Annotated in this window: 14 protein-coding genes; 5 read left to right on the top strand and 9 right to left on the bottom strand. The window is 71.1% G+C overall.

The annotated features are described in order from the left end of the window. Positions 1-73: 73 nt before the first annotated feature. Positions 74-2,824 (bottom strand): cellulose binding domain-containing protein, encoded by a 2,751-nt coding sequence (locus tag QSK32_RS04695; RefSeq protein ID WP_285471282.1) that lies wholly within the window; start codon positions 2,822-2,824, stop codon positions 74-76. 373 nt (positions 2,825-3,197) lie between these two features. On the opposite strand from QSK32_RS04695, the gene QSK32_RS04690 reads away from it, so the two are divergent. The 4 genes from QSK32_RS04690 to QSK32_RS04675 all read left to right on the top strand — a co-directional run bounded on the left by QSK32_RS04690 (position 3,198) and on the right by QSK32_RS04675 (position 8,375). After that, the gene (locus QSK32_RS04690; protein ID WP_045745573.1) at positions 3,198-4,562 is read left to right on the top strand and encodes a UDP-glucose dehydrogenase family protein; all 1,365 of its coding nucleotides are present in this window, start codon (positions 3,198-3,200) and stop codon (positions 4,560-4,562) included. A gap of 408 nt (positions 4,563-4,970) precedes the next feature. Beyond that, entirely contained in the window at positions 4,971-6,332 is a 1,362-nt protein-coding gene (locus QSK32_RS04685; RefSeq protein WP_045745572.1) for an ABC transporter substrate-binding protein, read from the top strand. 196 nt (positions 6,333-6,528) lie between these two features. After that, positions 6,529-7,464, top strand: a complete 936-nt coding sequence (locus QSK32_RS04680) for a carbohydrate ABC transporter permease (RefSeq protein WP_045745601.1) — start codon at positions 6,529-6,531, stop codon at positions 7,462-7,464. Further along, a complete protein-coding gene (locus tag QSK32_RS04675) occupies positions 7,464-8,375 on the top strand; it encodes a carbohydrate ABC transporter permease (RefSeq protein ID WP_211275499.1) in 912 nt (303 codons plus the stop codon). Before QSK32_RS04680 ends, QSK32_RS04675 begins: the two co-directional genes overlap by 1 nt. A 1,721-nt stretch (positions 8,376-10,096) precedes the next feature. On the opposite strand, the gene QSK32_RS04670 is transcribed toward QSK32_RS04675, so the two are convergent. The 8 genes from QSK32_RS04670 to QSK32_RS04635 form a co-directional block, all read right to left on the bottom strand. After that, positions 10,097-10,765 carry an ABC transporter ATP-binding protein gene (locus QSK32_RS04670; RefSeq protein ID WP_045745570.1) on the bottom strand — a complete coding sequence of 223 codons (669 nt, stop codon included), beginning with the start codon at positions 10,763-10,765 and terminating at the stop codon, positions 10,097-10,099. Further along, positions 10,762-11,703, bottom strand: a complete 942-nt coding sequence (locus tag QSK32_RS04665) for an ABC transporter ATP-binding protein (RefSeq protein ID WP_045745569.1) — start codon at positions 11,701-11,703, stop codon at positions 10,762-10,764. Before QSK32_RS04665 ends, QSK32_RS04670 begins: the two co-directional genes overlap by 4 nt. Further along, positions 11,700-14,366, bottom strand: a complete 2,667-nt coding sequence (locus QSK32_RS04660) for an FtsX-like permease family protein (protein ID WP_285471281.1) — start codon at positions 14,364-14,366, stop codon at positions 11,700-11,702. The genes QSK32_RS04665 and QSK32_RS04660 overlap by 4 nt, the downstream gene beginning before the upstream one ends. Beyond that, complete coding sequence (locus QSK32_RS04655; RefSeq protein WP_285471279.1) at positions 14,363-17,314, bottom strand: ABC transporter permease; 2,952 nt, start codon at positions 17,312-17,314, stop codon at positions 14,363-14,365. The genes QSK32_RS04660 and QSK32_RS04655 overlap by 4 nt, the downstream gene beginning before the upstream one ends. 261 nt (positions 17,315-17,575) lie before the next feature. Further along, positions 17,576-19,477 (bottom strand): zinc metalloprotease, encoded by a 1,902-nt coding sequence (locus QSK32_RS04650; RefSeq protein WP_052720922.1) that lies wholly within the window; start codon positions 19,475-19,477, stop codon positions 17,576-17,578. 156 nt (positions 19,478-19,633) lie between these two features. Continuing rightward, the gene (locus QSK32_RS04645) at positions 19,634-20,479 is read right to left on the bottom strand and encodes a hypothetical protein (protein ID WP_285471278.1); all 846 of its coding nucleotides are present in this window, start codon (positions 20,477-20,479) and stop codon (positions 19,634-19,636) included. Positions 20,480-20,845: 366 nt separating this feature from the next. Next, positions 20,846-21,367 (bottom strand): hypothetical protein, encoded by a 522-nt coding sequence (locus QSK32_RS04640; protein ID WP_169792502.1) that lies wholly within the window; start codon positions 21,365-21,367, stop codon positions 20,846-20,848. 100 nt (positions 21,368-21,467) lie between these two features. Next, the gene (locus QSK32_RS04635; protein WP_285471277.1) at positions 21,468-22,445 is read right to left on the bottom strand and encodes an aldo/keto reductase; all 978 of its coding nucleotides are present in this window, start codon (positions 22,443-22,445) and stop codon (positions 21,468-21,470) included. 1,032 nt (positions 22,446-23,477) lie between these two features. Here QSK32_RS04635 and QSK32_RS04630 point away from each other — a divergent pair. Continuing rightward, positions 23,478-24,449 (top strand): ArsR/SmtB family transcription factor, encoded by a 972-nt coding sequence (locus tag QSK32_RS04630; RefSeq protein ID WP_285471276.1) that lies wholly within the window; start codon positions 23,478-23,480, stop codon positions 24,447-24,449. The last annotated feature ends 1 nt before the right edge of the window (position 24,450 follow it).

Here is a 24,450-nt window from a genome sequence, read left to right as displayed (position 1 = left end):
GGGGGTTCCTTTCCGCCGGTCCCGGCGGCGGCGGACGCCACCGGGACCGGACTGCGGGGAAGGGACTGCGGGACTACCTGGTGGTGCAGGTGACGGGCGACGGGACGGGGTTGGTGGTGCCGGTGGTGCCGCCGAGGAATCCGAAGGTGGTGGAGGCCCCGGACGCGAGTGCGCCGTTGTAGGAGGCGTTGACGACGCTGACCGCCGTGCCGGACTGGGTGGCGGTGCCGCCCCAGCTCTGGGTGACGGTCTGCCCGCCGGTGAAGGCCCATGTCACGGTCCAGCCGGTGATCGCCGCGGTCCCGGCGTTGCGGACCGTCACCTCACCCTGGAAGCCGCCGCTCCACGACCCGGTCACCGCGTAGGTCGCCGTGCACCCGGAGCCGGTGGACGGCGAGGTGGACGGGCTGGGCGAGGTGGACGGGCTGGGCGAGGTGGACGGGCTGGGCGAGGTGGACGGGCTGGGCGAGGTGGACGGGCTCGGCGACGTGGACGTGGAGGGTGAGACCGAAGTCGACGGCGAGGCGGATGAAGACGGGGACGTGGAGGCGGACGGGGACGTGGAGGGCGTCGGCGAGGTGGGGCCGCCGGCCCGGTCCGCGTAGAGGATGCCGCGCCCGTTGGTGCCCAGGTAGACCCGGCCGTAGACCCGCGGGTCCCCGGCCAGGGCGTCGCCGGCGTTCCCGTACCGGTGGGCGTCGTCGTTGATCCGCACCCAGTAGGCGCCGTCGTTGTCGGAGCGGTACACGCCGTCCACCCCGTCGACCGTGCCGACCAGGAACACCGCCGGCCGCGATGCGCCCGGCGCGCCCTTGCCGAAGGCCACGTTGATGCCTTCGGTCACTGTCGCAACCGAGGTGAAGGTACGCCCGGAGTCCACCGACCGCAGCAGTCCGGTCTCGCCGGCCAGCCACACCTCGCCGGCGGCTCCGGGGACGGCGTGGAAGTTGACCCGCCCGGTCGCCGGCATGGTGGCCGCCGACGCGGTGAACGTGACGCCCCCGTCGGTGCTCCAGTAGAACCTGCCGGCGGCGTACCCGTAGAAGGTCTTGGGGTCGGACCTGTCGGCCTCGACCTTCGCGCCGGCCGGGATGCCGCTGGAGGCCGACCAGGAGCCGCCCCGGCTGCTGGAGTAGTGCACGGCGGCGCCGGCCGGTGACCAGACGAGCGAGCCGGCGTCGGCACCGACGGCGATCGTGCCGCCGCCGGTGACGCCGGACGGTTCCTGCCCCTGGTACCAGGTTTTGCCGCCGTCGCCCGAGATCCCGATGTGCGGGGCGGCGGTGTTGTTGCCGACCCGGACGAAGAAGCTCGGGTCGAGTTCGGCGAAGTCCAGGCTGGTGTTGCTGCCAAGGCTGGGGGTGTCGTGGAAGTGGGGCTGCACCGCGTCCAGGTCGGCGTGGTGGAAGCCGCCGACGTCGCCGAGTGCGCTGACCAGGGGCGCGCCGCTGGGCGGGCTGGCCAGGTCGAGGACGGCGGTCTCCTCGAGGCCCTTGGCCATCGGCTTGATGGTGACCGTGGTGTTGCTGTCCCAGTCGGTCAGCCGGGTGGTGCTGTAAACGGTGGCGCCGGTGCCGTAGAGCAGGCGGTTGGAGTCGAACGGGTCGATGGCGAGGGACTCGTTCATCCAGCCAAGTTTGGGGCTCTCCTCGGGGGCCTGGGCGGTGCTGTTGAAGTCCAGCCACGGGTTCGCGCTGATGTCCATGGTGTAGCGCTTGGTCCGGTTGGGGTAGCCGTTCCAGTCCCAGGCGCGGGTCCACGTGGCGCCGTAGTCGGTGCTGCGGAAGAAGATCGCGTCGGGCCACCAGGAGATCTGGGTGGCGACCATCAGCGTGCCGGGTCTCTGGGCGTCGACGGTGAGGCCGGAGTAGCCGTAGTACCGGTCGGCGACCGGGGTCGGCGAGATGTCGGTCCAGACGCCGGTGGTGGTGTCCAGGCGGGCGACCTGACCGGCGGTGCCGTCGTAGGGCCCGCCGGTGTCGCTGGTCGCGATGAACAGGTATTTCCCCTGGACGACGCCCTTGTGCGCGAGGTACCCGGTGGGCTGGCCGGCGATGCGTTCCCAGGTGGCGCCGGAGTCGAGCGAGCGGTAGACCGGGTTCTCCTTGTCGGCCACGCCGACGTAGACGGCGGTCGACGCCGGGTCGAAGGTGACCCAGGTCAGGCCCTGGTTCTGGCTGAGGTAGCCGTTGGTGTCGGCGGGGTCCTGCACGTAATTGCCGGCGTTCGGGAAGTTGCTCACCTCCGCCCAGGTGACGCCGTGGTCGGTGCTGCGCCAGAGACCGTTGCCGCCCTCGGCCGCGAAGTAGACGTTGCGGTTGTCACGCGGGTCGACGGCGAGGCGTTCGCCCATGCCACGGCCGGGCATGTTCCCGCCGACCTTGAACGGCAGGGCGGTGCGCTGCCAGGTGGCGCCCTTGTCGGTGGAGCGCAGGATGGCGCCGTTGTTCGGGTCCCAGCTGTTGGTGTACATGCCGACGGCCGCGTAGACCCGGTTGGTGGCGACCGGGTCGGGGGCGATGCTCAGCACGCCGTTGTGTCCCCAGTCGTCCTGGCCGACCCAGTCCAGCAGTGGGGTCCAGCTCTGGGCGGCGGGGTTCCAGCGGTAGGCGCCGCCGATGTCGGTGCGGGCGTAGATCAGGTCCTTCTCGCCCGGGTTGAAGACGATGCCGGGGACGAAGCCGCCGCCGTCGATGCGGACGTTCTTCCAGGTGTACGGCTCGGTGGGGGCCGCGGTGGCGGCGAGCGGTCCGGTGGCCACGGCGACCGCGGTGGCACCGAACACCAGGGCGGCGACCAGCGCGCCGCCGAGGGACCTGCGCATGCGAGACCCTTCCATCGATGGGCATACATGTGGGAGCGCTCCCAGCAGCGTCGACCCTTTGTCATCGCCATGTCAAGAGCTGGAAACATCGACAGAATTTCGCATGTCGTCATTCGATTACGCTGAGTAATAGATGGTGATCACGTCGGGCAAAGCGAGATATTTTCGCCACACTCCGGAACCCGTCACGGGAGGAATCGGACTCAGCGCGACAAAATGCCGTCAAACCAGCTGTGTATCATTCGGCGGAACATGCAGGCCGCCGCCACCGGGACATGCCTGCCGACCGGCCCGAGCACCGTCCGTACGGGCGAGGCGGGCCCCAGCCGGTACGTGGCGTAATCGCGGCCGGCGTCGCGGTGGAGGAGTTTGCATGAAGGTTTGCGTTGTCGGCACCGGGTACGTCGGCCTGACCACCGGCGTCAGCCTCGCCTTCCTGGGCCACGAGGTGACGTGCGTCGACCTCGACCAGACGAAGGTCGACATGCTGCGCGCGGGGAAATGCCCGATCTACGAGCCCGGCATGGAGGATCTGCTCGCCGAGGCCGCGCCGAACCTGACGTTCACCACTTCGTACGCGGATGCGGTGCCCGGGGCGGACGTGGTGTTCGTCGCGGTGCAGACGCCGTCGGCGGCCGACGGCAGTCCCGACCTGCGCTACCTGCGCAGCGCCGCGGAGACGGTGGCGCAGAACATCGACCACGACTTCACCGTGGTGGTGAACAAGTCGACCGTGCCGATCGGCAGCGGCAACTGGGTCGACGCCATCCTGCGCGACTCGTTCGCCTCCCGCCAGGACCGGCCGTCCGGCGCCGAGTTCGCGGTCGCGTCGAACCCGGAGTTCCTGCGCGAGGGCAACGCCATCGCGGACACCCTCTTCCCGGACCGGATCGTCATCGGCTCGGACAACCCGCGCAGCCTCGAGGTGCTCAACCGCCTCTACCGGCCGATCATCAACCAGACCTTCACGCCCCCGACGTTCCTGCCCCGCCCGGAGGACGTCAACGCGGTGCCGCTGGTCTCCACCGACCTGGCCTCCGCCGAGCTGATCAAGTACGCGGCCAACGCGTTCCTGGCCCTGAAGATCAGCTATGCGAACGAGATCGGCCAGCTCGCCGCCAAGGTGGGCGCCGACATCACCGAGGTCGCCCGGGGCATGGGCCTGGATCAGCGGATCGGCTCGCGGTTCCTGCAGCCCGGCGTGGGCTGGGGTGGTTCCTGCTTCGGCAAGGACACCAAGGCGCTGATCGCCACCGCCTCGGAGTACAACCTCGAGATGCCGATCGTGAAGGCGGCCCGCGACGTCAACCAGCGTCAGCGCGCCATCGCCGTCGAGCGCCTGCAGGACGAGCTGCGCATCCTGAAGGGCCGCAAGATCGGCCTGCTCGGCCTGGCGTTCAAGCCGAACACCGACGACCTGCGGGACGCCCCGGCGCTGGACATCGCCCAGTCGCTGCTGGCCCGCGGCGCCCGGGTCAAGCTGCACGACCCGGTGGCCACCGAGCGGTTCCGCGTCGAGCACCCCGGACTGGCCGGCTACCTCAGCGAGACGATCGACGACGTGTTCGCCGACTGCGACGCGGTCGTGCTGGTCACCGAGTGGGCGCACTACCTGGAGCTGGACTGGTCGAAGTTCGTCGGCCTGATGCGCAACCCGCTGGTGCTCGACGGGCGGCACGCGCTGGACGCCGAGCGCATGCGCCGGCTCGGCTACAAGTACCTGGCCGTCGCCGGCTGAGGCCCGCGCGATGGCGTGAGTGAACGCGCCCTCGTGCAAGACGTAGACCGCCGTGGTGGCTCCCGCTACCACGGCGGTTTCCTTTTTGTGGCTTCCGCCCGACCGTCGACTCACTGCCGGAAGTGGCTTACCACGAACACTTACAAAACCGACTCACCCGCTTCTGAGTGCCGGTTTGAGACTGAAAAATATGGGTATGCCCGGCAGGCAGCACGACGCGCGACTAGACTCTTTCGCCAATCCCCTTAACCGGTTAAGGTGCCGGGGTGTCGCAGCGATATCGTTACCGACTCGATCGCGGCGAAATCATTGCGCAACGTGCTGGTTACCTCTTGACTGTGGGGCAAGAAGCGCTTCGGACGGCGGCGTCGACAGACGCCGGAGGCGCTATATGACATAGGGAGCGGTATGTTCGGTCACAGTTCGCGATCTCGGGTCGCGCTCGCCGGTGCCCTCAGCGTCGGGCTGGCGTTCAGCCTGACCGCTTGCGGCGACAGCGACTCCGACAGCAGCAGCGGCGACGACAACAAGGCAGCGGCGATCGACTGTGCGCCGTACGCGGCGTTCGGCGACATCAAGGGCAAGACGGTCACCATCTACACCGGAATCGTGACCCCGGAGGACACCCCGCACAAGGAGTCCTACAAGCCCTTCGAGGACTGCACCGGCGCCACCATCAAGTACGAGGGCGACAAGGCGTTCGAGACCCAGATCCTGGTCCGCGCCAAGGCCGGCAACCCGCCGGACCTCGCGTTCGTGCCGCAGCCCGGCCTGCTGCAGCAGCTCGTCGCGACCGGCAAGGCCGTCGAGGCCCCCGCCGAGACCGCGGCCAACGTGGACAAGTTCTTCGGTGAGGACTGGAAGGCGTACGGCACGGTCGACGGCAAGTTCTACGCCGCGCCGCTGGGTGCCAACGTGAAGTCCCTGGTGTGGTACTCCCCCACCGAGTTCAAGGACAAGGGCTACACCGTCCCGACCACTCTGGACGAGCTGAAGGCCCTCTCCGACAAGATCGTCGCGGACGGCGGCAAGCCGTGGTGCGCCGGCATCGCCAGCGGTGAGGCCACCGGGTGGCCCCTCACCGACTGGATGGAGGACTTCATGCTCCGGCTCAGCGGGCCGGAGACCTACGACAAGTGGGTCAAGCACGAGATCGCCTTCAACGGTCCCGAGTCCACCGCGGCCCTCGAGGCCGTCGGCTCGTACCTGAAGAACGACGCGTACGTCAACGGCGGCCTCGGCGACGTCAAGAGCATCGCCAGCACCACCTTCCAGGACGCGGGCCTGCCCATCCTCGAGGGTTCCTGCTCCCTGCACCGCCAGGCCAGCTTCTACGCGGCCAACTTCCCCACCGACACCAAGGTGGCCGAGGACGGCGACATCTACGCCTTCTACCTGCCCAGCAAGGACACCACCAGCAAGCCGGTTCTCGGCGGCGGCGAGTTCGTCCTGTCCTTCGCGGACCGTCCCGAGGTCAAGGCCTTCCAGACCTACCTGTCCTCGGACGTGTGGGCCAACACCAAGGCCAAGGTCTCGTCCGGCTGGGTGAGCGCCAACAACGGTCTCAAGGTGGAGAACCTGACCAACCCCATCGACAAGCTGTCGGCGGAGATCCTGCAGGACCCGAACGCGACGTTCCGCTTCGACGGCTCGGACATGATGCCCGCCGCGGTCGGCTCCAACGCGTTCTGGAAGCAGACCACCAACTGGATCACCGGTCAGGACACCAAGACCACGGTGGACAACATCGAGAGCGCCTGGCCCAAGTAATCCCCCCTCCGCGGTCGTTCTACCGCAACGGGTCAGACAGCACTGGTTAGACAGCATCGCCAGGGCCGGTCGGGTTCAAAGCCCCGACCGGCCCTGGCGGATTCTTCTCTTTCTCCTCCACGCCACTTGGATAGACCAAGGAGGAACGGGCCGCGTGTTCACCACCGCCTCCACCGCTTCCGACAAACTGCTGCAGATGTTCGCGGCGATCCTTCTGTTCGCCGCCGTCGTCGGCGTCATCCTCTTCATCGCCGGGCGTTTCACCGGCAAACGCGACCCGCTGGTCGCCTACCTCTACCTCACGCCGGTCATCATCATGCTCAGCGTGGGGCTGCTCTACCCGGGTCTGCGCACCATCTACGAGTCGTTCTTCGACGCGGCCGGCAACACCTTCATCGGCATCGACAACTACACGACCATCATCGGGGACGCCGAGCAGCGCACCGTGCTGCGCAACACGGCGTTCTGGGTGCTGCTGACCCCGTTCCTGGCGACCGGCGTCGGCCTGCTCTACGCGATCCTGGTCGACAAGGCGCGCGTCGAATCGTTCGCCAAAGCCCTGATCTTCCTGCCGATGTCGATCTCCTTCGTGGCGGCGTCGGTGATCTGGAAGTTCATGTACGAGTACCGCCCCGACCAGGGCAACGTGAAACAGATCGGCCTGATCAACCAGATCATCGTGTGGCTGGGCGGCAAGCCCGTACAGCTGCTCATCGAATCGCCGCTCAACACGTTCCTGCTCATCCTGGTGATGATCTGGATCCAGGCCGGCTTCGCGATGACCGTGCTGTCGGCGGCCATCAAGGCGATCCCGGACGACATCGTGGAGGCCGCCCGCCTCGACGGCGTCACCCCCTGGGGCATGTTCCGGTTCGTCACCCTGCCCGCGATCCGGCCCGCCGTGGTCGTCGTGCTCACCACGATCGCCATCGGCACCCTCAAGGTCTTCGACATCGTGCAGACCATGACCGGTGGCCGCTTCGACACGAGCGTGATCGCCAACGAGTTCTACAGCCAGAGTTTCCGCAGCGCCAACCAGGGACTCGGCGCCGCCCTCGCGGTGGTGCTGTTCATCCTGGTGATCCCGATCGTGGTGTACAACATCCGGCAGCTGCGCCGTTCGGAGGCATGATGACAACCTCGACCCCTGTCGTTATCGAATCTCCGGACGTACCCGGTAAGAAGGTTTCGGCCGCAACCGCGGCCAAACGCAAACTCACCTCGCCGTGGGCGTCCCTCGCCGCGATCGTCATCGCGGTCCTGTGGACACTGCCCACGTTCGGCCTGCTCGTCTCCTCGTTCCGCCCGGAACGCGCGATCAAGACGACCGGCTGGTGGACCTTCTTCTCCGACCCCAAGGTGACCTTCGAGAACTACGAGGCCGTCTTCGACCCGGACAGCATCAACCTGGCCGACTTCTTCCTCAACTCGATCGTCATCGCCCTGCCGGCCGTGATCATCCCGCTGTGCCTGGCGTCGCTGGCCGCGTACGCGTTCGCCTGGATGCGCTTCCCCGGCAAGAACTTCCTGTTCATCGTGATCTTCGCCCTGCAGATCGTGCCACTGCAGGTCACGCTGATCCCGCTGCTCACCCTGTACGTCGACATGGGCATCGCGAACACGTTCTGGACGCTGTGGCTCTCCCACTCCGCGTTCGCCCTGCCGCTGGCGATCTACATCCTGCACAATTTCATCAAAGAGGTCCCCGCAAGCCTCATCGAGGCGGCGAGGATGGACGGCGCCGGCCACGTGGCGATCTTCTTCCGCGTGCTGCTGCCACTGCTGACGCCGGCCCTGGCCGCCTTCGGCATCTTCCAGTTCCTCTGGGTGTGGAACGACCTGCTGGTCTCGCTGACGTTCGCCGGCTCCCCCGAGATCTCCCCGATCACGGTCCAGCTGTCCAACCTGAGCGGCACCCGCGGCACGGCCTGGCACCTGCTGTCGGCCGGCGCCTTCGTGTCCATCCTGGTCCCGGTGACGGTGTTCCTGCTGCTGCAGCGCTACTTCGTGCGAGGTCTGCTCGCAGGCAGCGTCAAGGGCTGACGTTCCACCCGTTCCACCCGATCCACCCGTTCTACCCGTTCCACCCCGTCCTCAGGACAGTGAAGGGCCGCGCTCACGGGCGCGGCCCTTCAGCTTTGTCAGCACCGGAGCAGACCGCCCCGAAGGGTCCGCTCGGAGCACGCAGGCGAGGCCCACCACTCCCACCACCAGCACAGAACGAACCGAAGACCCCGGCTGTCAAGCGCAAGGCAAGGCCCGACGACCCGCACCCAGCGAAACCGAGCCGCCGCGGCCGGGACACCACCGCAAGGACCCGCCTGGGTCTTGGGGTTCATCCAACGAATCCCCACCCAGCGCATGAGCGGCGACCAAGAACAACCCAGCGATGCCCCGGGCGCAGCTCGTCGCGGCTCGGCGCGGGCTCGGCACGGCACGGCAAGGGGGCACGGCGTAGCACGGCACGGCTCGTCGCGGCTCGGCGCAGCTCGGCGCAGCTCGGCGCAGCTCGGCGCAGCTCGGCGCAGCTCGGCGCAGCACGGCGCAGCACGGCACGGCTCGGCACGGCTCGGCACGGCTCGGCACGGGGGCTCGGCGCAGCTCTCCGAGACGGCCGGGCCACCCGATCAAGGGACCGCCATCGGTCAGTGGCGTTGTGGCTGGAGGAAGTCACGAGCCAGCCAGGCTACGGCCGCACCCGATCATGCGCTTGGGGACGGTCACCATCCGTTTTAGGGCGGTAAGCGCACCCATACACATGATCGGGTACGCCCACCGCCCGCTCCCGGGACCGGCAGACGGCCCGCGCACCCAAACACATGATCGGGCACACCCACCGCCCGCTCCCCGGACCAGCAGACGGCCCGCGCACCCAAACACATGATCGGGCACACCCACCGCCCGCTCCCCGGACCAGCAGACAGCCCGCGCACCCAAACACATGATCGGGCACACCCACCGCCCGCTCCCCGGACCAGCAGACAGCCCGCGCACCCCGGATTCGACAATGGGTACCACCGCCATCCGACTCAGGACGGTGAGAGCACCCGATCGCTTGATCGGGTGCGACGGCAGCCCTTCGATCGGGTGCGACCACCAGCACTCTCAGGCGATGGCTACCCAAGGCGCTGTCGCGTGGGGCCATCGTCGAGGGCTGCCGTCGTATAGGGCCGTCGCCGGGGACCGCCGTCGCATGGGGCCCGCCGCCGGGGACTGCCGCCGCATGAGGGCCGCCGCATGGGGCGTCGACGGGGACACCGTCGAAGGCTGTGGCTCAGGCGAACAAGGTGTACACCTCGCGGAGGGTGAGCTCGGGATCCGCGGGCGGTAGAACCGGCGCTACGACGTGCATGTGCGTTCGGCGTTCTGATTTGCGGACCTCACAGCATGAACCCCAAGACGCGGGCGGGTCCTTGCGGTGACGTCCCGGCCTGAGCGGGACGGTTCCGCTGAGTGCGGGTCGTCGTGCCGGACGTTGCGCTTCACCATCTCGTTCATGTCGCCATCTCGCTCGCCTCACCAGCTCGCTCGCCTCACCTCGCCAGCTCCATCGCCTCCTCGAGCTCCATCGCCTCCTCGAGCTCCATCGCCATCGCCATCGTCAGCGGGATTCGCCGCGGCACCCTCTCGCGAAGTAGCGGGAGGCCGCAGGCAGGGGGCAGCTGAGGGCTGGGGCGAGGCAGTGGGCGGCTGGGAGCCTGGGGCAGCTCCGAGTAGGTGTGGTTTCTGAGGGAGGTGTGGCTCGTACCATTGAAGGTGGTGAATCAAGAGAGGCGGCCGTCGCGCAGGGTGAGTACCCGGTCGGCGCGGTCGATGAGGGCGCTGTCGTGGGTGGCCACCAGGGCGGTCATGCCGCGGGCGTCGACTACGGCGCGGAGCAGGTCCATGACGGCTCGGCCGGTGTCGGAGTCGAGTTGGCCGGTGGGTTCGTCGGCTATCAGCAGTTCGGGGTCGTTGGCCAGGGCACGGGCCAGGGAGACGCGCTGCTGCTGGCCGCCGGAGAGTTCGCCGGGGCGCTGGTTGGCCTGGGCGCCGAGGCCGACCAGTTCGAGCAGGACCGCCACGCGTTCGTCGCGTTCGGCGGGTTTGCGGCGGGCCAGGCGCATCGGGATGCTGACGTTCTCGGCCGCGGACAGGATCGGGATCAGGCCGAACGACTGGAAGACGAAGCCGATCACGTCGCGGCGCAGGCCGAGCAGGTCGTTCTCGGAGGCGCCGGTGACGTCGCGGCCGGCGACCCGGATGGTGCCGGCGGTGGAGCGGTCGAGGCCGCCGATCAGGTTGAGCAGGGTGGTCTTGCCGGCGCCGGAGCGGCCGCGGACGGCGACCAGTTCGCCTTTGGCGACGCCGAAGCTGACGTCGCGCAGGGCGTGCACGGTCCGGTCGCCGGTGCCGTAGTCGCGGCCCAGGCCGTTCACCTCGACGACGTTCATCGGTTGTTCTCCCCGGGCCGGACTTCGACGTGGTCGGTTTCAAGGTTGAGGCGTACCCGGTCGCGCAGCGACAGCGCGTCGACGAACCCGGCGGGCAGTTGCATGCGGCCGGCCCGGTCGAGGACGGCGTACTCCTCGGAGATGTGGTGTTCGGTGCCGTCGGCGGCGATGCGGGCGGAGCGGCGCACCTCGGAGGCGGTCTTGCCGTCGCGGATGGCGACGGCGCGGCGCACCTGCCCGGAGACGTTCATGTCGTGGGTGACCACGACGACGGTGACACCCAGTTCGGCGTTGACGGTGCGCAGGGCGCCGAACACCTCGTCGGCGGTGGCCTCGTCGAGTTCGCCGGTGGGTTCGTCGGCGAACAGCACCTCGGGGTCGTTGGCCAGGGCCACGGCGACGGCGCAGCGCTGCTGTTCGCCGCCGGACATCTGGTCGGGGCGGGCGCCGGCGCGGTGCGCGACGCCGACCATCTCCAACAGATCGGTGGCACGGCGGCCCCGTCCGCGCCCGGCCAGGGTCATCGGGAGTTCGACGTTCTCCCGGGCGGTCAGGTAGGGCAGCAGGTTCCGCGCGGTCTGCTGCCACACGAACCCGACGACCTTGCGACGGTACGCGAGGCGCTTCTTCGCGGTCATGCCGAGCAGGTCGTAGCCGGCCACCGTGGCGACCCCGGCGGTCGGTTCGTCCAGCCCGGACAGGATGTTGAGCATGGTGGACTTGCCGGAGCCGGAGGCGCCGACGACGGCGAGCAGCTCACCGCGGTCGACGACCAGGTCCAGGCCCTGCAGGGCGACCACTTCGACGCCCTCGGTGCGGAAGATCCGTACCAGGCCGTCGCAGACGATGTGGCCGTGCAGCCGGTCGTGGCCGCCGGCACGGGCCGACGCCTGTTCCGCGGCCCGGCGTTCCAGGTCGGCCAGATCGGTCGTCGTCATAGCTGCTCCTCTCCGAGCCGCAGCACCGTGCCGAGGCGCAGGCGGCGGTTCGCGACGTTCTCCACCAGCAGGGCGGCGATCACGGCGAGTGCCGCGACTCCCAGCACCCCGGCGGCGGTCGACGGGTCGACGCTGACGCCGGTGGGTACACCGGCGGTGAAGTCCGCGAGCCCGAGGGCCGTGCCGATGAGCGCGGGCAGGGCCACGCCCACCACGCCGCCGGCGAGGACGGCCGCGGCGAGCACCGGGACCAGTTCGAACACCAGCAGGCGGCGGCCCTGCCCGGCGGACAGTCCCATGGTGCGCAGCCTGGACAGGGTGCGGCCGCGGGCGGGCGCTCCGGCCAGCACGGTCAGGGCGACGGCGAGCAGGGCCAGGCCGGCGGCGGCGATCAGGCCGGCGGTGAAGGTGACGCTGAGGACGCCGTCGACGCCGCGTTCGGCGAGGGCGGACCGGGCGGCGTCGCGGGTCAGCACGGTCGCCGGGACGGTCAGTTCCCAGGGTTCGATGGTACGGGCGACGAGCTGCCGCATCTGGGCGATCTGCCCCTGGTCGGCGGCGGCGCGTACCGCCTGCGGGTCGAAGCCGTCGCCTTTGACCAGGATGTGGTTGGGCACGATCGGCTGGAAGTCCGGGACGGCCATGGCCTGCTGGGGCAGGACGATGAAGTCGCGGACCCCGGTGCCGAGGCCGGGCACGAGGTCGCTGACGACGGCGGTGGTGAACGGGTACCGGCGGCCCTGCACCTCGACGGTGCCGCCGGCGGCGGCCTGCCCGGCCAGGTGCGACGACACGATGGCGGGGACGGCGTCGCCGCCGGGCCGGGCCGCGGTGACGGCGGCGGGCAGCGCGGCGCTGGAGACCGAGGCGAACGCGGCGGTGTCCACCACCATCACCTGGGCCTGCAGGATCGTCGGCCGGCCGGTGACCCGGACGTTGGCGGCGGAGGCGGTGAGCATCGGTGCGGCGGCGGTGACGCCGGGCAGGGCGGCGATCGTCGCGGCGGTGTCCGGGGCGAAGAAGTAGCCGTCGACGATGGCGTCGGCCGGCACGGCGAGTTCCGCGGCGCGGCTGCGGGCCGTGTCGACGGTGCTGGTCACGGTGCTGGTGAAGATGCCGGTGGCGACCGCGATCACCAGGACGGCGAGGGGCCCGGAGCGCAGCGGGGAGCCGCGGCCGGCGCCGCTGAGGCCGAGGAAGGCGACGGCGCCGCGGGTCCGGGCGGCGATCCGGCCGGCCCAGCGCAGCGGGAACGGCATGATCCGCAGGGCGATCAGGGAGACGGCGAGGGCCAGCAGGACGGGGACGGCGATCAGGTACGGGTCGACGCCCGCGCCCGCGTCGAGGCCGCGCAGCCGCACCAGGTAGACGCCGCCGGCGGCGAGCGCGACGACGGACGCCTCGGCGGTGAGCTGCCGTGGCGAGGGGCGGGCGGTGATCAGGTCGCCGCGGTGGCCGGTGAAGTCGGGGCGGCGGGCGAGCGCTGCCGCGTACCCGGCGGGGGCCAGCAGGCCCAGCAGCAGCACGCCGGCGACCAGGGGGATCTCGATCGGTTCGGCGCGTCCGGGGGTGAGGATGCCGGCCGTCCAGCCGAGGGCCGCGGCGGGCAGGACCACGACCAGGGCTTCGGCGAGGCCACGGCGGCCGATCAGGGGTACCGAGCCGCCGCGGGCGCGCAGCAGGGCGTATTCGCCGCGGCGGCGTTCGACGGCGAGGCGGGCGGCGAGCAGGATCAGCCCGGCGAGGGTGGCCAGGATGCCGGCCTGCACGACGGCGATCAGCGACCGGGCCGCCCGCAGCCGCTGGTCGAAGGCGGCGAGGGTGCTGTCCAGACTGGTCAGCATGCTGGTGCCGTCGGCGGGCGGTGTGCGGCGGGCGGCGGCCAGTGCCTCGTTCACCTCGCCGATCCGGTCGGCGGTGAGTGCCCGCTCGTCGATCCGGTACCGCCAGCGGTGTTCCAGCGCCTCGGCGTCGGTGCCGGCCGTGTCGGCGCCGACGGCGTCGGTGAGCAGGACGGCCCGCCAGCGGGTGCCGTCACGCGGGTCGGGGCAGGCGGCCCGGACCAGGCGCATGTCGTCCCAGATCGGGGCGGCCGCGTCGACCGGTTCGAACACGCCGACGACGGTGATCTCGGCGACGCCGAACCGGTCGGCGAGGGCGAACTTCTCGCCGGTGCGCAGGTTCAGGGCCGCGGCGGCGTCCGCGCCGATGATCGCCTCGGAGCGCCCGGCCCGGGATGCGGGGCGGCGCCCGTCGACGATGCGGGTGGCCTCGTCAGCGCCGGTCTGGCGGCGGGCCGCGGCGAGCTGCGGGCAGGACTCGTTGCGCCCGCCGCGGACCACGGCGGCCGGCCCGACCTCGGCGATGAACCACGCGCCGTCGATCATCTCGGGCAGCGGGGCACGCAGCCCGTCCCGGATGGTGGCGAGCAGCGGGGCGCCGTCACCGGCCCGCGCGATCAGCGGCGGTTCGAGGTTGTGGCTGAAGGTGACGTCACGGGCGCTGGAACCCAGCTCGCCGACGTCGCCGCGCAGGCCGAGGTCGATCTGGTCGTTGATCAGCCGGGCGGGCCCGGAGGCGAGGAACGCGGCCAGCCCCACCAGGGCGGCGAGCAGTCCGAGCTGCCCCGCGTACGCGCGGACCCGGCGCAGGACGGCCTTCATCGGTCGGCCCCCAGCCGCAGGCGCGACGCGGGCAGCCGGCGGGCGGCCGCGGACGCGCTGAGCGCGCTGAGTCCGAGAGCGATCAGCACCAGCAGGACCGCGCTGCCGATCGTGGGCAGCCAGCCGACGGCCAGGACCGGTTCCGGCACCGGCCGGGCGGCCGCCGGGGTGAGCACCAGCAGCGGCGCCATCGCCCCGGCGACGAGCAGCCCGACGCCGAGCCCGGCGAGCGCGCCGAGCCCGGCCAGGAACGCCTGCTCGACCACCAGCGAACGGGCCAGCAGACCGGGACCGGCGCCGAGGGTGTGCATGACGGACAGTTCCACGGCCCGGCGCCGGGCGGTGGCGCGGGCGTCCGCGGCGATGCCGGCGGCGGCCAGCAGGACCGCGCCGAGCGCCGCGCCGAACAGCGCGAACCGGGCACCGGCACCGAACGGGTCACGTCCGGCGGCCGCCGCGATGTCCCGCTGGTCGAGCACCTGCAGCCCGGTGAGTTCGTCCATGCCGCGCGGTTCGCCGCTCACCCACCACTCCTCGTTGCCGTACGCCACACCGAAGTTCTCGAACAGCCGGGCGTCCAGGGCGACCCGGTCCGCGAGCAGCGCCGACCCGCCGGCGGTGCCGGGCACCCGGGACACCGTGGCGACCACGATCGCCTGGACCGTGCCCCCGGGCAGACCGAGCAGAGTGTGCTCGCCGACCTCGGCGTTCAGCACGGTCAGCACGTCCGGGGTGACCACGAGCGGCACCGCGGTGCGGCCCGGCTCGCGGGTCACCGCGACGCGCCCGCGGACCCGGATGCCCTTGTCCAGGGCCGCGATGCTGGTGGAGCTGCCCTGGGCGAGGGCGCGCCAGTCCCGGCCCTGCCCGGTGATCAGCCAGGACGCCTCGACGTCCGGGGAGGTCTCGGCGACGAACCCGAGCAGGCCCGCCCCGCCGGCGTCGAACCGGACCGGGCGCCCCGCGTCGCTGACGCCGAGGTCGATGCGGCGCCCGCCGGTGAGGACCGCGGTGGTGTGGACCGGGCGGTCACTGCGGATCGTCCCGGCCGCCAGGGTGCCCGTGGTGACCGTACCGCGCTGGGCAGCCACCTCCCCGAGCAGCGCCGCCGGGGACCTGCCGAAGGCGTCGTCGCGGGCCTGCACCACGCCCTGCGCCGCGGCGGTGTCCAGGGCGATCAGCTCGGCGGGATCCCGGCCGGCGGACATCGTCAGGCTCTCCCGCCAGGCGGGCACCACCTGCCCGGCGCCGGGCAGCGCGGCGATCTGGGCGGCCCGGCCGGCGGGAGCCGAGCCGGCCGCCTCGACCAGGCGCACGTCCGCGCCGACCTGCTGCACCGCCTGGTCGCCGATGGACCGTTCGGCGGTGCCGGTCAGGCACCAGGAGACCGTGGCGGCGGCGACCGCGAGGGCCAGCAGGACCATCGGCCCGGCCTGGGCGCGGCGGCCCGCCTGCCAGGTGCCGAGCAGCCACGCCCGGGTGGTGCCGCGGCCCAGCCGGGCCCCGGCGAGCCTCGCCACCGGCGGCAGCAGCCGGATCGCCACCACCGCGCCGGTCAGCACGCCGAGGATCGGGGCGGCGGCCAGCAGCGGGTCGATGCCCAGGCCTGCGCCGACCGGCGACGAGTACTGCCGCAGCTGCATCCAGGCGAGCACGGCCAGGACCACGACGACCAGGTCCAGTCCGGCGCGGCGCAGCATCGGCAGGCGCGACCGGCCGGACGTCTCGGCGATGTAGGTGCGGCCCTTGCGGACCGCGGGCAGGGTCAGGGCCAGGACACCGCCGGCGACGGCGAGACCGGCGGTCAGCCACACCGAGGCGTCGAGGCGCGGTTCGACGGTCAGCCCGGCCGGGAACGGCACCAGGCCGAGGAGGAACACCGCGAGCGGCGGCGCGACCAGGCCGGCCGGCAGCAGCATGGCCAGGCCCTCGACCGCGGCCAGTCGCCCGAGCTGCACCCGGGAGGCGCCACGGGCCCGCAGCAGCGCGGTCTCGGCCCGCCGGGCCTCGCCGAGCAGCAGGGCGACCAGCGACAGCGCGTACCCGCCGAGGACCACGATCAGCAGGATCGGGGTGACCATGGTGGACCGGCGTACCAGGTCGGCGCGGTCGAGGCGGCCGGCCAGCTCACCCAGGCCGGTGGTGACGGTCGCCGAGTTGCCCAGGCCGGTGCTCTCCGGCAGGCCTTCCACGATCAGGGACGCCGATGCGGAGGTACGCGTGACGCGGGCCAGACCGGCACCGTCGAGGTCGGGTTCGGCGAGCCAGCCCGCCGAGGCGCCCGCGGTGAACCGCTTGGCGAAGGTGTCCGCGCCGACGACGATCGGCCCGTAGGTGGACGTCTGCGCGGCCCGGCCGGCGAACACGTCCGGCACCAGCAGCCAGTACGGGTCGGTGAGGGCGGCCGGCCGCCACACGCCGGAGACGGTGAACGCGACGACCTTGCCGGTGCGCCGGTCCGCCAGCCGCAGCGTGTCGCCGGCCGTGACGCCGAGGGTCGCGGCGACCGGCTCGGCAAGCGCGGTCTGCCGGTCGGCTGCCGGCCACCGCCCGGAGACGAGGGTGGCGTGGGCGGCGAGGTTCTCCAGGGCGACGACGTCGGCGTACACGACACCGTCGTCGTCGGGGACGGCGTCACCGGCCGGCCCGGACAGTGCCCAGCCGGAGCCGTACGACGCGCCGGACACGGTGACGTCGTCGAACGTGGACCGGAACACGTCGCGGACGGCACGGTCCCGGGCCTGCGGGTCGCTGCCGCCCGCACCGCGGACCAGCACGGACCGGTCCTGCGGGCCGGCGGCGGCGATCGCGGCCCGCACCCCGGCGGCGCCGGACGAACGGGTGTACGCGGTCAGGGCGGCCAGCAGCAGGACGGCGATGACCATGACGGCCAGGGCGGCGGCGAGCAGGCCCTTGGCGGCCACGGCGCGCCGGATGATCAGCGCCATGAGCGCCCTGCGGAAAGCATGCGGCGGATCTTGCCACAGGAGGCCGGGGCCGGTGTTCCCACCAGCCCTTTCTGACCGGGATCCAACAGGTTTTTCGCAAGTGCCACCGGGGCCGTCTGGTACGGCCCCCGGTGCGGGGTCTGCCGCGCTCGGGGCTCTTCGTGGTGGCCGGCTGCGCGGACTGGTTCCGTCCGCGCAGCCGGCCACGGGCTACGACCGGCCACGGGCTACAGCCGACCCGGGGTTACAGCCGACCCGGGGTTACGGCTGGCTGCGGGGGCTGTCCGGGGACAGCGTGTCGATGAACTCGTGCGGGTCGTGCACGCCGGTGGTGCGCCGTGCCGCGTCCGCCTCGGCCTTCGCCGTCGCCGCCACGCCGGCCCGGTCCACGCCCGGGATCGCCGACACCGTGTCGTACGCCTTCTCGGCCAGCGCGTACGCCGACCGGTAGTCGTGCTTCGCGAACGCCGTCGCGGACAGGCCCAGCAGTCCGTCCGCGGTCAGCAGCGCCGTCCGGCCCTTGCCGGCCGGGACCGTGGCGGCGAGCCGGTTGGCCGCCTCCCAGTACGCGGCGGTCAGGAACCGGTCGCTGTTGTCCCGGTCGAACTGGCTGAAGTCCCAGTTCAGGTCGATGTAGCTCATCATCGAGTTGTTCTCGTCGCCGGCGCCCGCGAACAGGAACTCGTTGGCCGGCGAGTAGTCGACGCCGGTGGCGCTGTCGTACCCGTCGTGCGGGTGGCTCAGCCCCAGGTGGTGGCCGACCTCGTGGATCTGGGTGGTGGTCAGGCCGTACCCGGACGCGACGACCTCCGGGGAGATGAAGGAGAACACGTACGTCTGGTCGCCGCTGACGTAGTCGTCGTCGGCGAAGCCCAGCGCCGGGACGCCGACTCCCGCCCCGACCGCATAGTTGATCATCGGGACCTCGTAGTCGACGCGGCCCTCGTCGTCCAGGATCGCGTCGATGTGCTCCCGGTTGTACAGGTAGAGGTTGGCGAACGCCGGGTAGCCGCTCTCCGGGTAGCACGACTCGTCGGCGAGCAGACCGACGTAGCACTCCTCGGCCTTGGCGCCGTATTCCAGATCCTGGGTGTCGTAGTCGAGGCGGTTGCGCCAGCGCAGCTCGGAGAGTTCCTGGACCAGCAGTGCCGGAGTGGTGTACTCGGCCGAGGCGTCGACGCCCGGCCAGCCCTCGTAGGTGTTGTCGTCCAGGTTGATCGACTTCGGCGGGGTGTCGGCGGGCAGCTCCACCGGGTAGATCGGCGACGTGGTGAACAGCAGGTTCAGCGCCACATAGCGGGTGATCTTCCCGAGGTCGCCGGCGAGCGCGGACAGCGGCCGGTAGCCGTCCGCGGTGTACTCCCAGGTAGGCGGCATCCGGTAGTCCTCGACACCGTCACCGTCGAGATCCCGGTTGTCCACGTCGTAGTTGCTGGTCCACGACTCGGGACCGGCCGACAGGTCGTGGAACCAGACGCGACGGGTGCTGCCGAGCCCGGTCTCCTCGTCGTCGGCGGTGGTGCCGCCCCACGCGATCAGCTTGCGGGAGTCGCGGTTGACACCGAAGTCGTAGCCGGTGTCCGGGTCGGGCTCGCCGGTCTTCGTGTACACGTGGTGCTGGAAGTCGGCACGCCCGTACCAGTTGATGAAGAAGACCGTGTTGCGGCGGGTGTCCACACCGGCCGGCGGGTGGAAGGCCAGCCACTTCTCCACGCTGGGCGCGTCGATGGTGTGGTTGTCCGCGATGTCCAGGACGTTGTTCTCCTGGTCGTTGTACGCCTGCTGGTAGGTGGTCAGCGGCGCGGGCTCCGCGATCTTCTTCAGCTGGGTGAAGAAGCCATTCTCGTACGATTTATCGGTGTACGTGAGTTTATAGTCGTACTTGTAGGTGATGCCGAGCTTCTCGGTCTCGCCGTACCACAGGCGGGAACGCACGACCGGCTCGTAACCCGTGGCCAACTCGGCGAGGAACGGCTGCTTCGCCACCTGCTCCGGCTCGTAGCCGACGAAGACCACGTTGACCGGCACCTTCTCCACGAGGCGGGGCTGACCGCCGGGATCCAGGTAACCGAGTTTCGGCGCGGCCGCGGCACCGGCGGGTCCCGCCGAGGCCGCCACGAGGGCCGCGACGAGCGGCGCGATGATCGAGCGTCTCCATCTCATGCGGACACGCTGCCATCCACCACAGTAGATGTGAAGGGGTGTCGCGTGCGTGTGTTCTCCGGCAGGCTGCTCCCCTACTGAACGAGAGGCCGGGAGCCCGGCGCTCCAGGCGCACGGTTCCCGGCCGATCGACAGTGATCTGTAGGAGCGTAAGGGTCACTTGGCCGTCGCGGGCAGGCTGCCCGGCTTGGCGGCGGGCACCGCGGGCACACCGGCCGGCTTGGCCGCGGCCGCGGCTGCCGCCGGGATGCTGGCGGGTTTCGCAGCGGCCTCTGCGGCAGCGGGCACAGCCGGTTTCGCGGCTGCCGGGAGGGCCGGAACAGCGGGAAGCGCCGGCAGGCCGCCCGGCGTGACACCGGCCGGGAGCGCGTTGCCGAGGCCACCGGTTACGTCACCAGCCCCGCCGCCGAGGCCACCGGTGAGACCTCCGACAGCGCCGGTGGCACCGCCCAGACCACCGGTCGCACCACCAAGTCCGCCGGTCGCACCACCGAGGCCACCAGTGGCACCGCCCAGACCGCCGGTGGCGCCGCCGAGACCGCCGATGCCGCCGGTGAGGCCGCCGAGACCGCCGCCGAGACCGCCGCCGCCGAGACCGCCTCCGAGACCACCGGTCGAGACCGGCAGGGCGGGCAGGTTACCCAGGGACGGGGCGCCGGACACTCCCGGAATCTGCGGCAACTGGCCGCCGAGCAGCGGGAACACGAACAGGTCGAACCGGCGAGGGTCGAGCAGATTCTGCAGGCACTTGGCGTCGAGGAGCGGCACTTGCTTGGCGACTGCGTCCGCTGCCTGGTTGCAGCCGACCAGTCCCCAGAAGGAACCGGTCGGCACCCAGTCACCGGGAGCCGTCCTTGCGTCGGACCGCACGGCTCCGCCGGACTGCGAGGCCGCGCCGGGGTCCGCGGGCGCGGCCGGGGAAGCCGCCGCCGGACCGGCCATCGCGAGCCCCGCCACAGCCGCGACGCCGGTAACCACGATCCCCCGTGTCATCTTCTTCATTTACCTGACCTTTCCGTAATAGACATCCATGAGCGGATATGCCGATCGTAGGTGCGGTCAGGTGCACCTCTCGGAGAACATGAAAACCCGCTGCCGGTAAGCCCTTTCCCGCCGACCGGACCGGACACTCGCGCCACCGGGCACACTCCGGTACGGGATCAGGCTCGCCCCGCACGGAACCCGCCCGACCGGCCCACGCCTCACCGACCGGCTCGGGAGGGAACACGGCAACTCGGGTGGGAACACGGCGAACGGCCGAGGGCCGCACCCCCCGTGGGTGCGGCCCTCGGCCGATCGATCCCTGCTACTACCTGCTACCTCACTACTACCTGCTACGTCACTACTGCTGTTCTGCTTCTGGCGGGTTCAGTTCTTCTTCCACGGGGGCGGCGGTCCACCCGGACCACCGGGACCCCACGGACCGGGACCACCGGGGCCACCCGGACCCGGGCCACCCCACGGACCGGGGCCACCCGGGCCGCCGGGACCGTCCCACGGGCCGTGCGGCGGACCACCCGGACCACCGGGGCCGGGGCCGTGCGGGCCGTCCCAGTCCCAGAAGGCCTTCAGTCCCCACTCCCCGCGATGCGGGCCGCGTCGGACGTAGAAGCACTCGTAGTCGTCCCACCGGTGGCGCCATTCGCCCTCCCGGCCGTACCGCTCACAGGTGCGCGGCCCCGGGAAGAACCCGATGAAGCGCTCCCGGTCGGCGGGCTTCCCCTGACCGGCTTGACCAGCGGGCTTCCCCTGACCAGCAGGACCGGCCGCCTGCGACCGGTCCGACACCGCCGGGGCCGTCGCCGAGGACGCCGCGGCCGGGCCGGCCACGGACAGCCCCGCGGTCACCGCGACGCCCGTGAGCACGAGAGCGCGCGTCAGCTTACTCATGACCTCACCTTTCCGTAAATAAGACCCTATTAACGGACAAGGCGACCATAAGATCATGACCACGGGTGACCGTGGCGACACGCGAATCACGATCGGGTGATCACCAGGCCCACGCTTCGGGGCCCGGTCCCCCGTTCCCCACCGGCGGAAATATCGCGTCCAGGGCTTGCAGGGTCGCCGCGTCGAGCTCCGTCTCCACAGCCGCCACCGCCAGATCCAGTTGCCCGGCCGACCGCGGCCCGATCACCGGTGCGGTGACGCCGGGCCGGGACAGCAGCCACGCAAGCGCCACCGTCACCGGGTCGAGGCCGATGTCGGTGCAGAGTTCCTCGTACCGGCTGATCGCCGCCCGGTGCGGCTCGACCCGTTCCGGCGCGTGCAGCACACTCCGCCCGCCGGCACCCTCCCGCTCCTTGCGCAGCGCACCGGAGAGCGCCCCGAAATGCAGCGGCGAATACGGCAGGATCCCGATGCCCAACTCACTCGCCGCCGGCAGCACCTCCAGTTCGACATGCCGGGTGAGCAGGTTGTACTTGCACTGCTCGGACACCACCCCGAGGAAGTTCCGCCGGTCCGCAACGGCTTGCGCCCGCGCCAGGTGCCATCCGGCGAAGTTGGACGATCCCGCGTACCGAATCTTGCCCTGCAGGGTGAGGGTCTCCATCGCCTGCCAGACCTCTTCCCACGAGGTCTCCCGATCAACGTGGTGCATTTGATAAACATCGATCCATTCGGTACGCAGCCGCCGCAACGAAGCCTCGCAGGAGGCGACGATGTTGCGGGCGGACAGTCCACGGTCGTTGGGCCCGTCCCCCATCGGCGCGTAAACCTTGGTGGCCAGCACCGTCCGGTCCCGCCGCCCGCTCGCCGCGAACCAGTTCCCGATGATCGTCTCGGTCAGGCCGCCACCCTCGTCGCCGTACATGTTGGCGGTGTCGACGAAGTCGATGCCCATCTCAGTCGCACGGTCCAGCACCGCATGACTCTCGGTCTCCGGTATCTGCCAGCCGAAGTTCATGGTCCCCACACAGAGGCGGCTGACACTGAGCCCGGCCCGGCCCAATCGGGTACGTCGCATGCCCCGAACCGTAGGCACCCCACGCCCCACCCGATAACCGTTCGACCACGCTCGAATCCAGTCCCGCCCACCGCCCGCCCACCGCCCGACCAGCGCCCCGGAGACACAGCACCCGCACCCGAGCGCGACAGTCAGGGCACCCGACCAGCACGGTCAGAGCACCCGACCAGCACGGTCAGAGCACCCGCCCAGGACGACAGTCGGACGGTGGCCGCCCCCAACCACAACTGGCAGGACGGCAGCCGCACCCGTTCTCAACAAGCAGAACGGCAGCCGCACCCGATCACAACAAGCAAGACGACAGGCGCACCCGATCACGGACTTGGGAGCGCCCACCGCGGACACCGGACGCCGGATGCCAGACGTCAGACATCGGACGCCGGACGCCGGACGCCGGACATCGGACGCCGGACGCCGGACATCGGACGCCGGACGCCGGACATCGGACGCCGGACGCCGGACGCCGGACATCGGACGCCGGACGCTGGACGCCGGACGCCGGACGCTGGACGCCGGACGCCGGACGCGCCCGAACCCGTGATCGGGTGCGCTGACCGCCTCACACCCCGCCGAACCGCAGCCACCGCACCCGATCACCACAACGGGTACGCCGACCACCGCAAAAATGACGGTGTCCGCACCCGATCATGTTTTCGGGTGCCCCTACCGCCTCGCCCAGGCGTGACTACTCCTCACCGGGCATGACTGCGCTCGACCCGGCGCGCCTGTCCCGCCGAACCCGTCCAAGCCGGCTCGCCCGCGGAACCGGTCGAAGTCGGGCGATCGAAGTAAGGCGATCAGAGCTACTCGATCAAGCAAGCACAAAACTAGGCGCGACCAGCCCTGCACGACCAGCCTTGCACGACCAGATCGACGGGCCGGGCCGGGCGGAACTGGGCGGAAATGGGCGTAACTGGGCGGAACTTGGCCAAGCCGAACTGGGCCAGGCCGAGCTGAGATGGGCGGGCCGGGCCGGGCCGGGCCGGGCCGGCGAGCGTGGAGGGGCTTGGTGGGACGTGGTCGAATGGATGGGTGATCGAAGTGGAGTTCGGGCCCGCGGACGTGGCCGGGCTCCGGTTCGCGCACTCGCCGATGGCCGAGATCGTGGCCGGCGCCTTCGTGCTGCGCGACCGGGGGCCGGGCGCGTGGATGCATGACTCGTGGCGTCGCCGGGTCACGCCGCTGCTGCCGCGGTGGCCGGTTCTCTCCGCCGTCCTCTTCGGGCCGCACCACTACGCGCCGGATTTTCTGAACCCTGTTCCCCGCGGTTCCCGCCCCACCCTCGACGACGAGTTGCGGCTCCTGGCGGCGACGCCCCTCGATACCATCGTCGAGCAGGTCACCGCGGGCTGGGCGGGACACGAACCGCCGCCGGAGATTCAGGGTTTCGTGCGCTTTCCGCGTACCCAGACGGCGGTTTTGATCGAGGAATTGCGCGACTATTTCGAGACTGCGATCGCACCGCTCTGGCCCTTGTTGCGCGCCCACGTCGCGTCGGAGGTCGCCGCCCGTTCCCGCGCCGCCGCCGAACGCGGACCGCGCACGATGCTGACCTCGTTGCATCCCCGGCTCGTGTGGGACGGCGCCGCCATTCGGATCGGGTACCCCGACAAGCACGGTAAATGGTCCCTGGAGGGGCACGACCTGACGTTGTTGCCCACCGCTTTCGCCGCCGGGAACATCTTCAGCATCGCCTCCGCCGCGGACGGCCGTGCTCTTCTCTACGCCCCCGCCGGCCACGGGAATCTCTGGGCCTCCGACCCGCGGCCGGGGCCGTCACCGGCGCTCGCCGCGTTGCTCGGCCCCACCCGGGCGGCCGTGTTGACGCTGCTCGCAGCCCCGCACAGTACCGGCGAGGTCGCCCACCACCTGGCGATAGCCCCCGCGACCGCCTCCCACCATCTGACGACGCTGCGCGATTCCGGACTGGTCGCCCCGGTCCGGGACGGCCGCCGCCTGCTCTATCAGCGCACCGGTATGGGCGATTCCCTGACCCTTTCCTGAA

It is taken from the genome of Actinoplanes sp. NBRC 101535, from assembly GCF_030269225.1.
Taxonomy (GTDB): Bacteria; Actinomycetota; Actinomycetes; order Mycobacteriales; family Micromonosporaceae; genus Actinoplanes; species Actinoplanes rectilineatus.
This window is presented reverse-complemented; position numbering and strand designations above follow the sequence as displayed.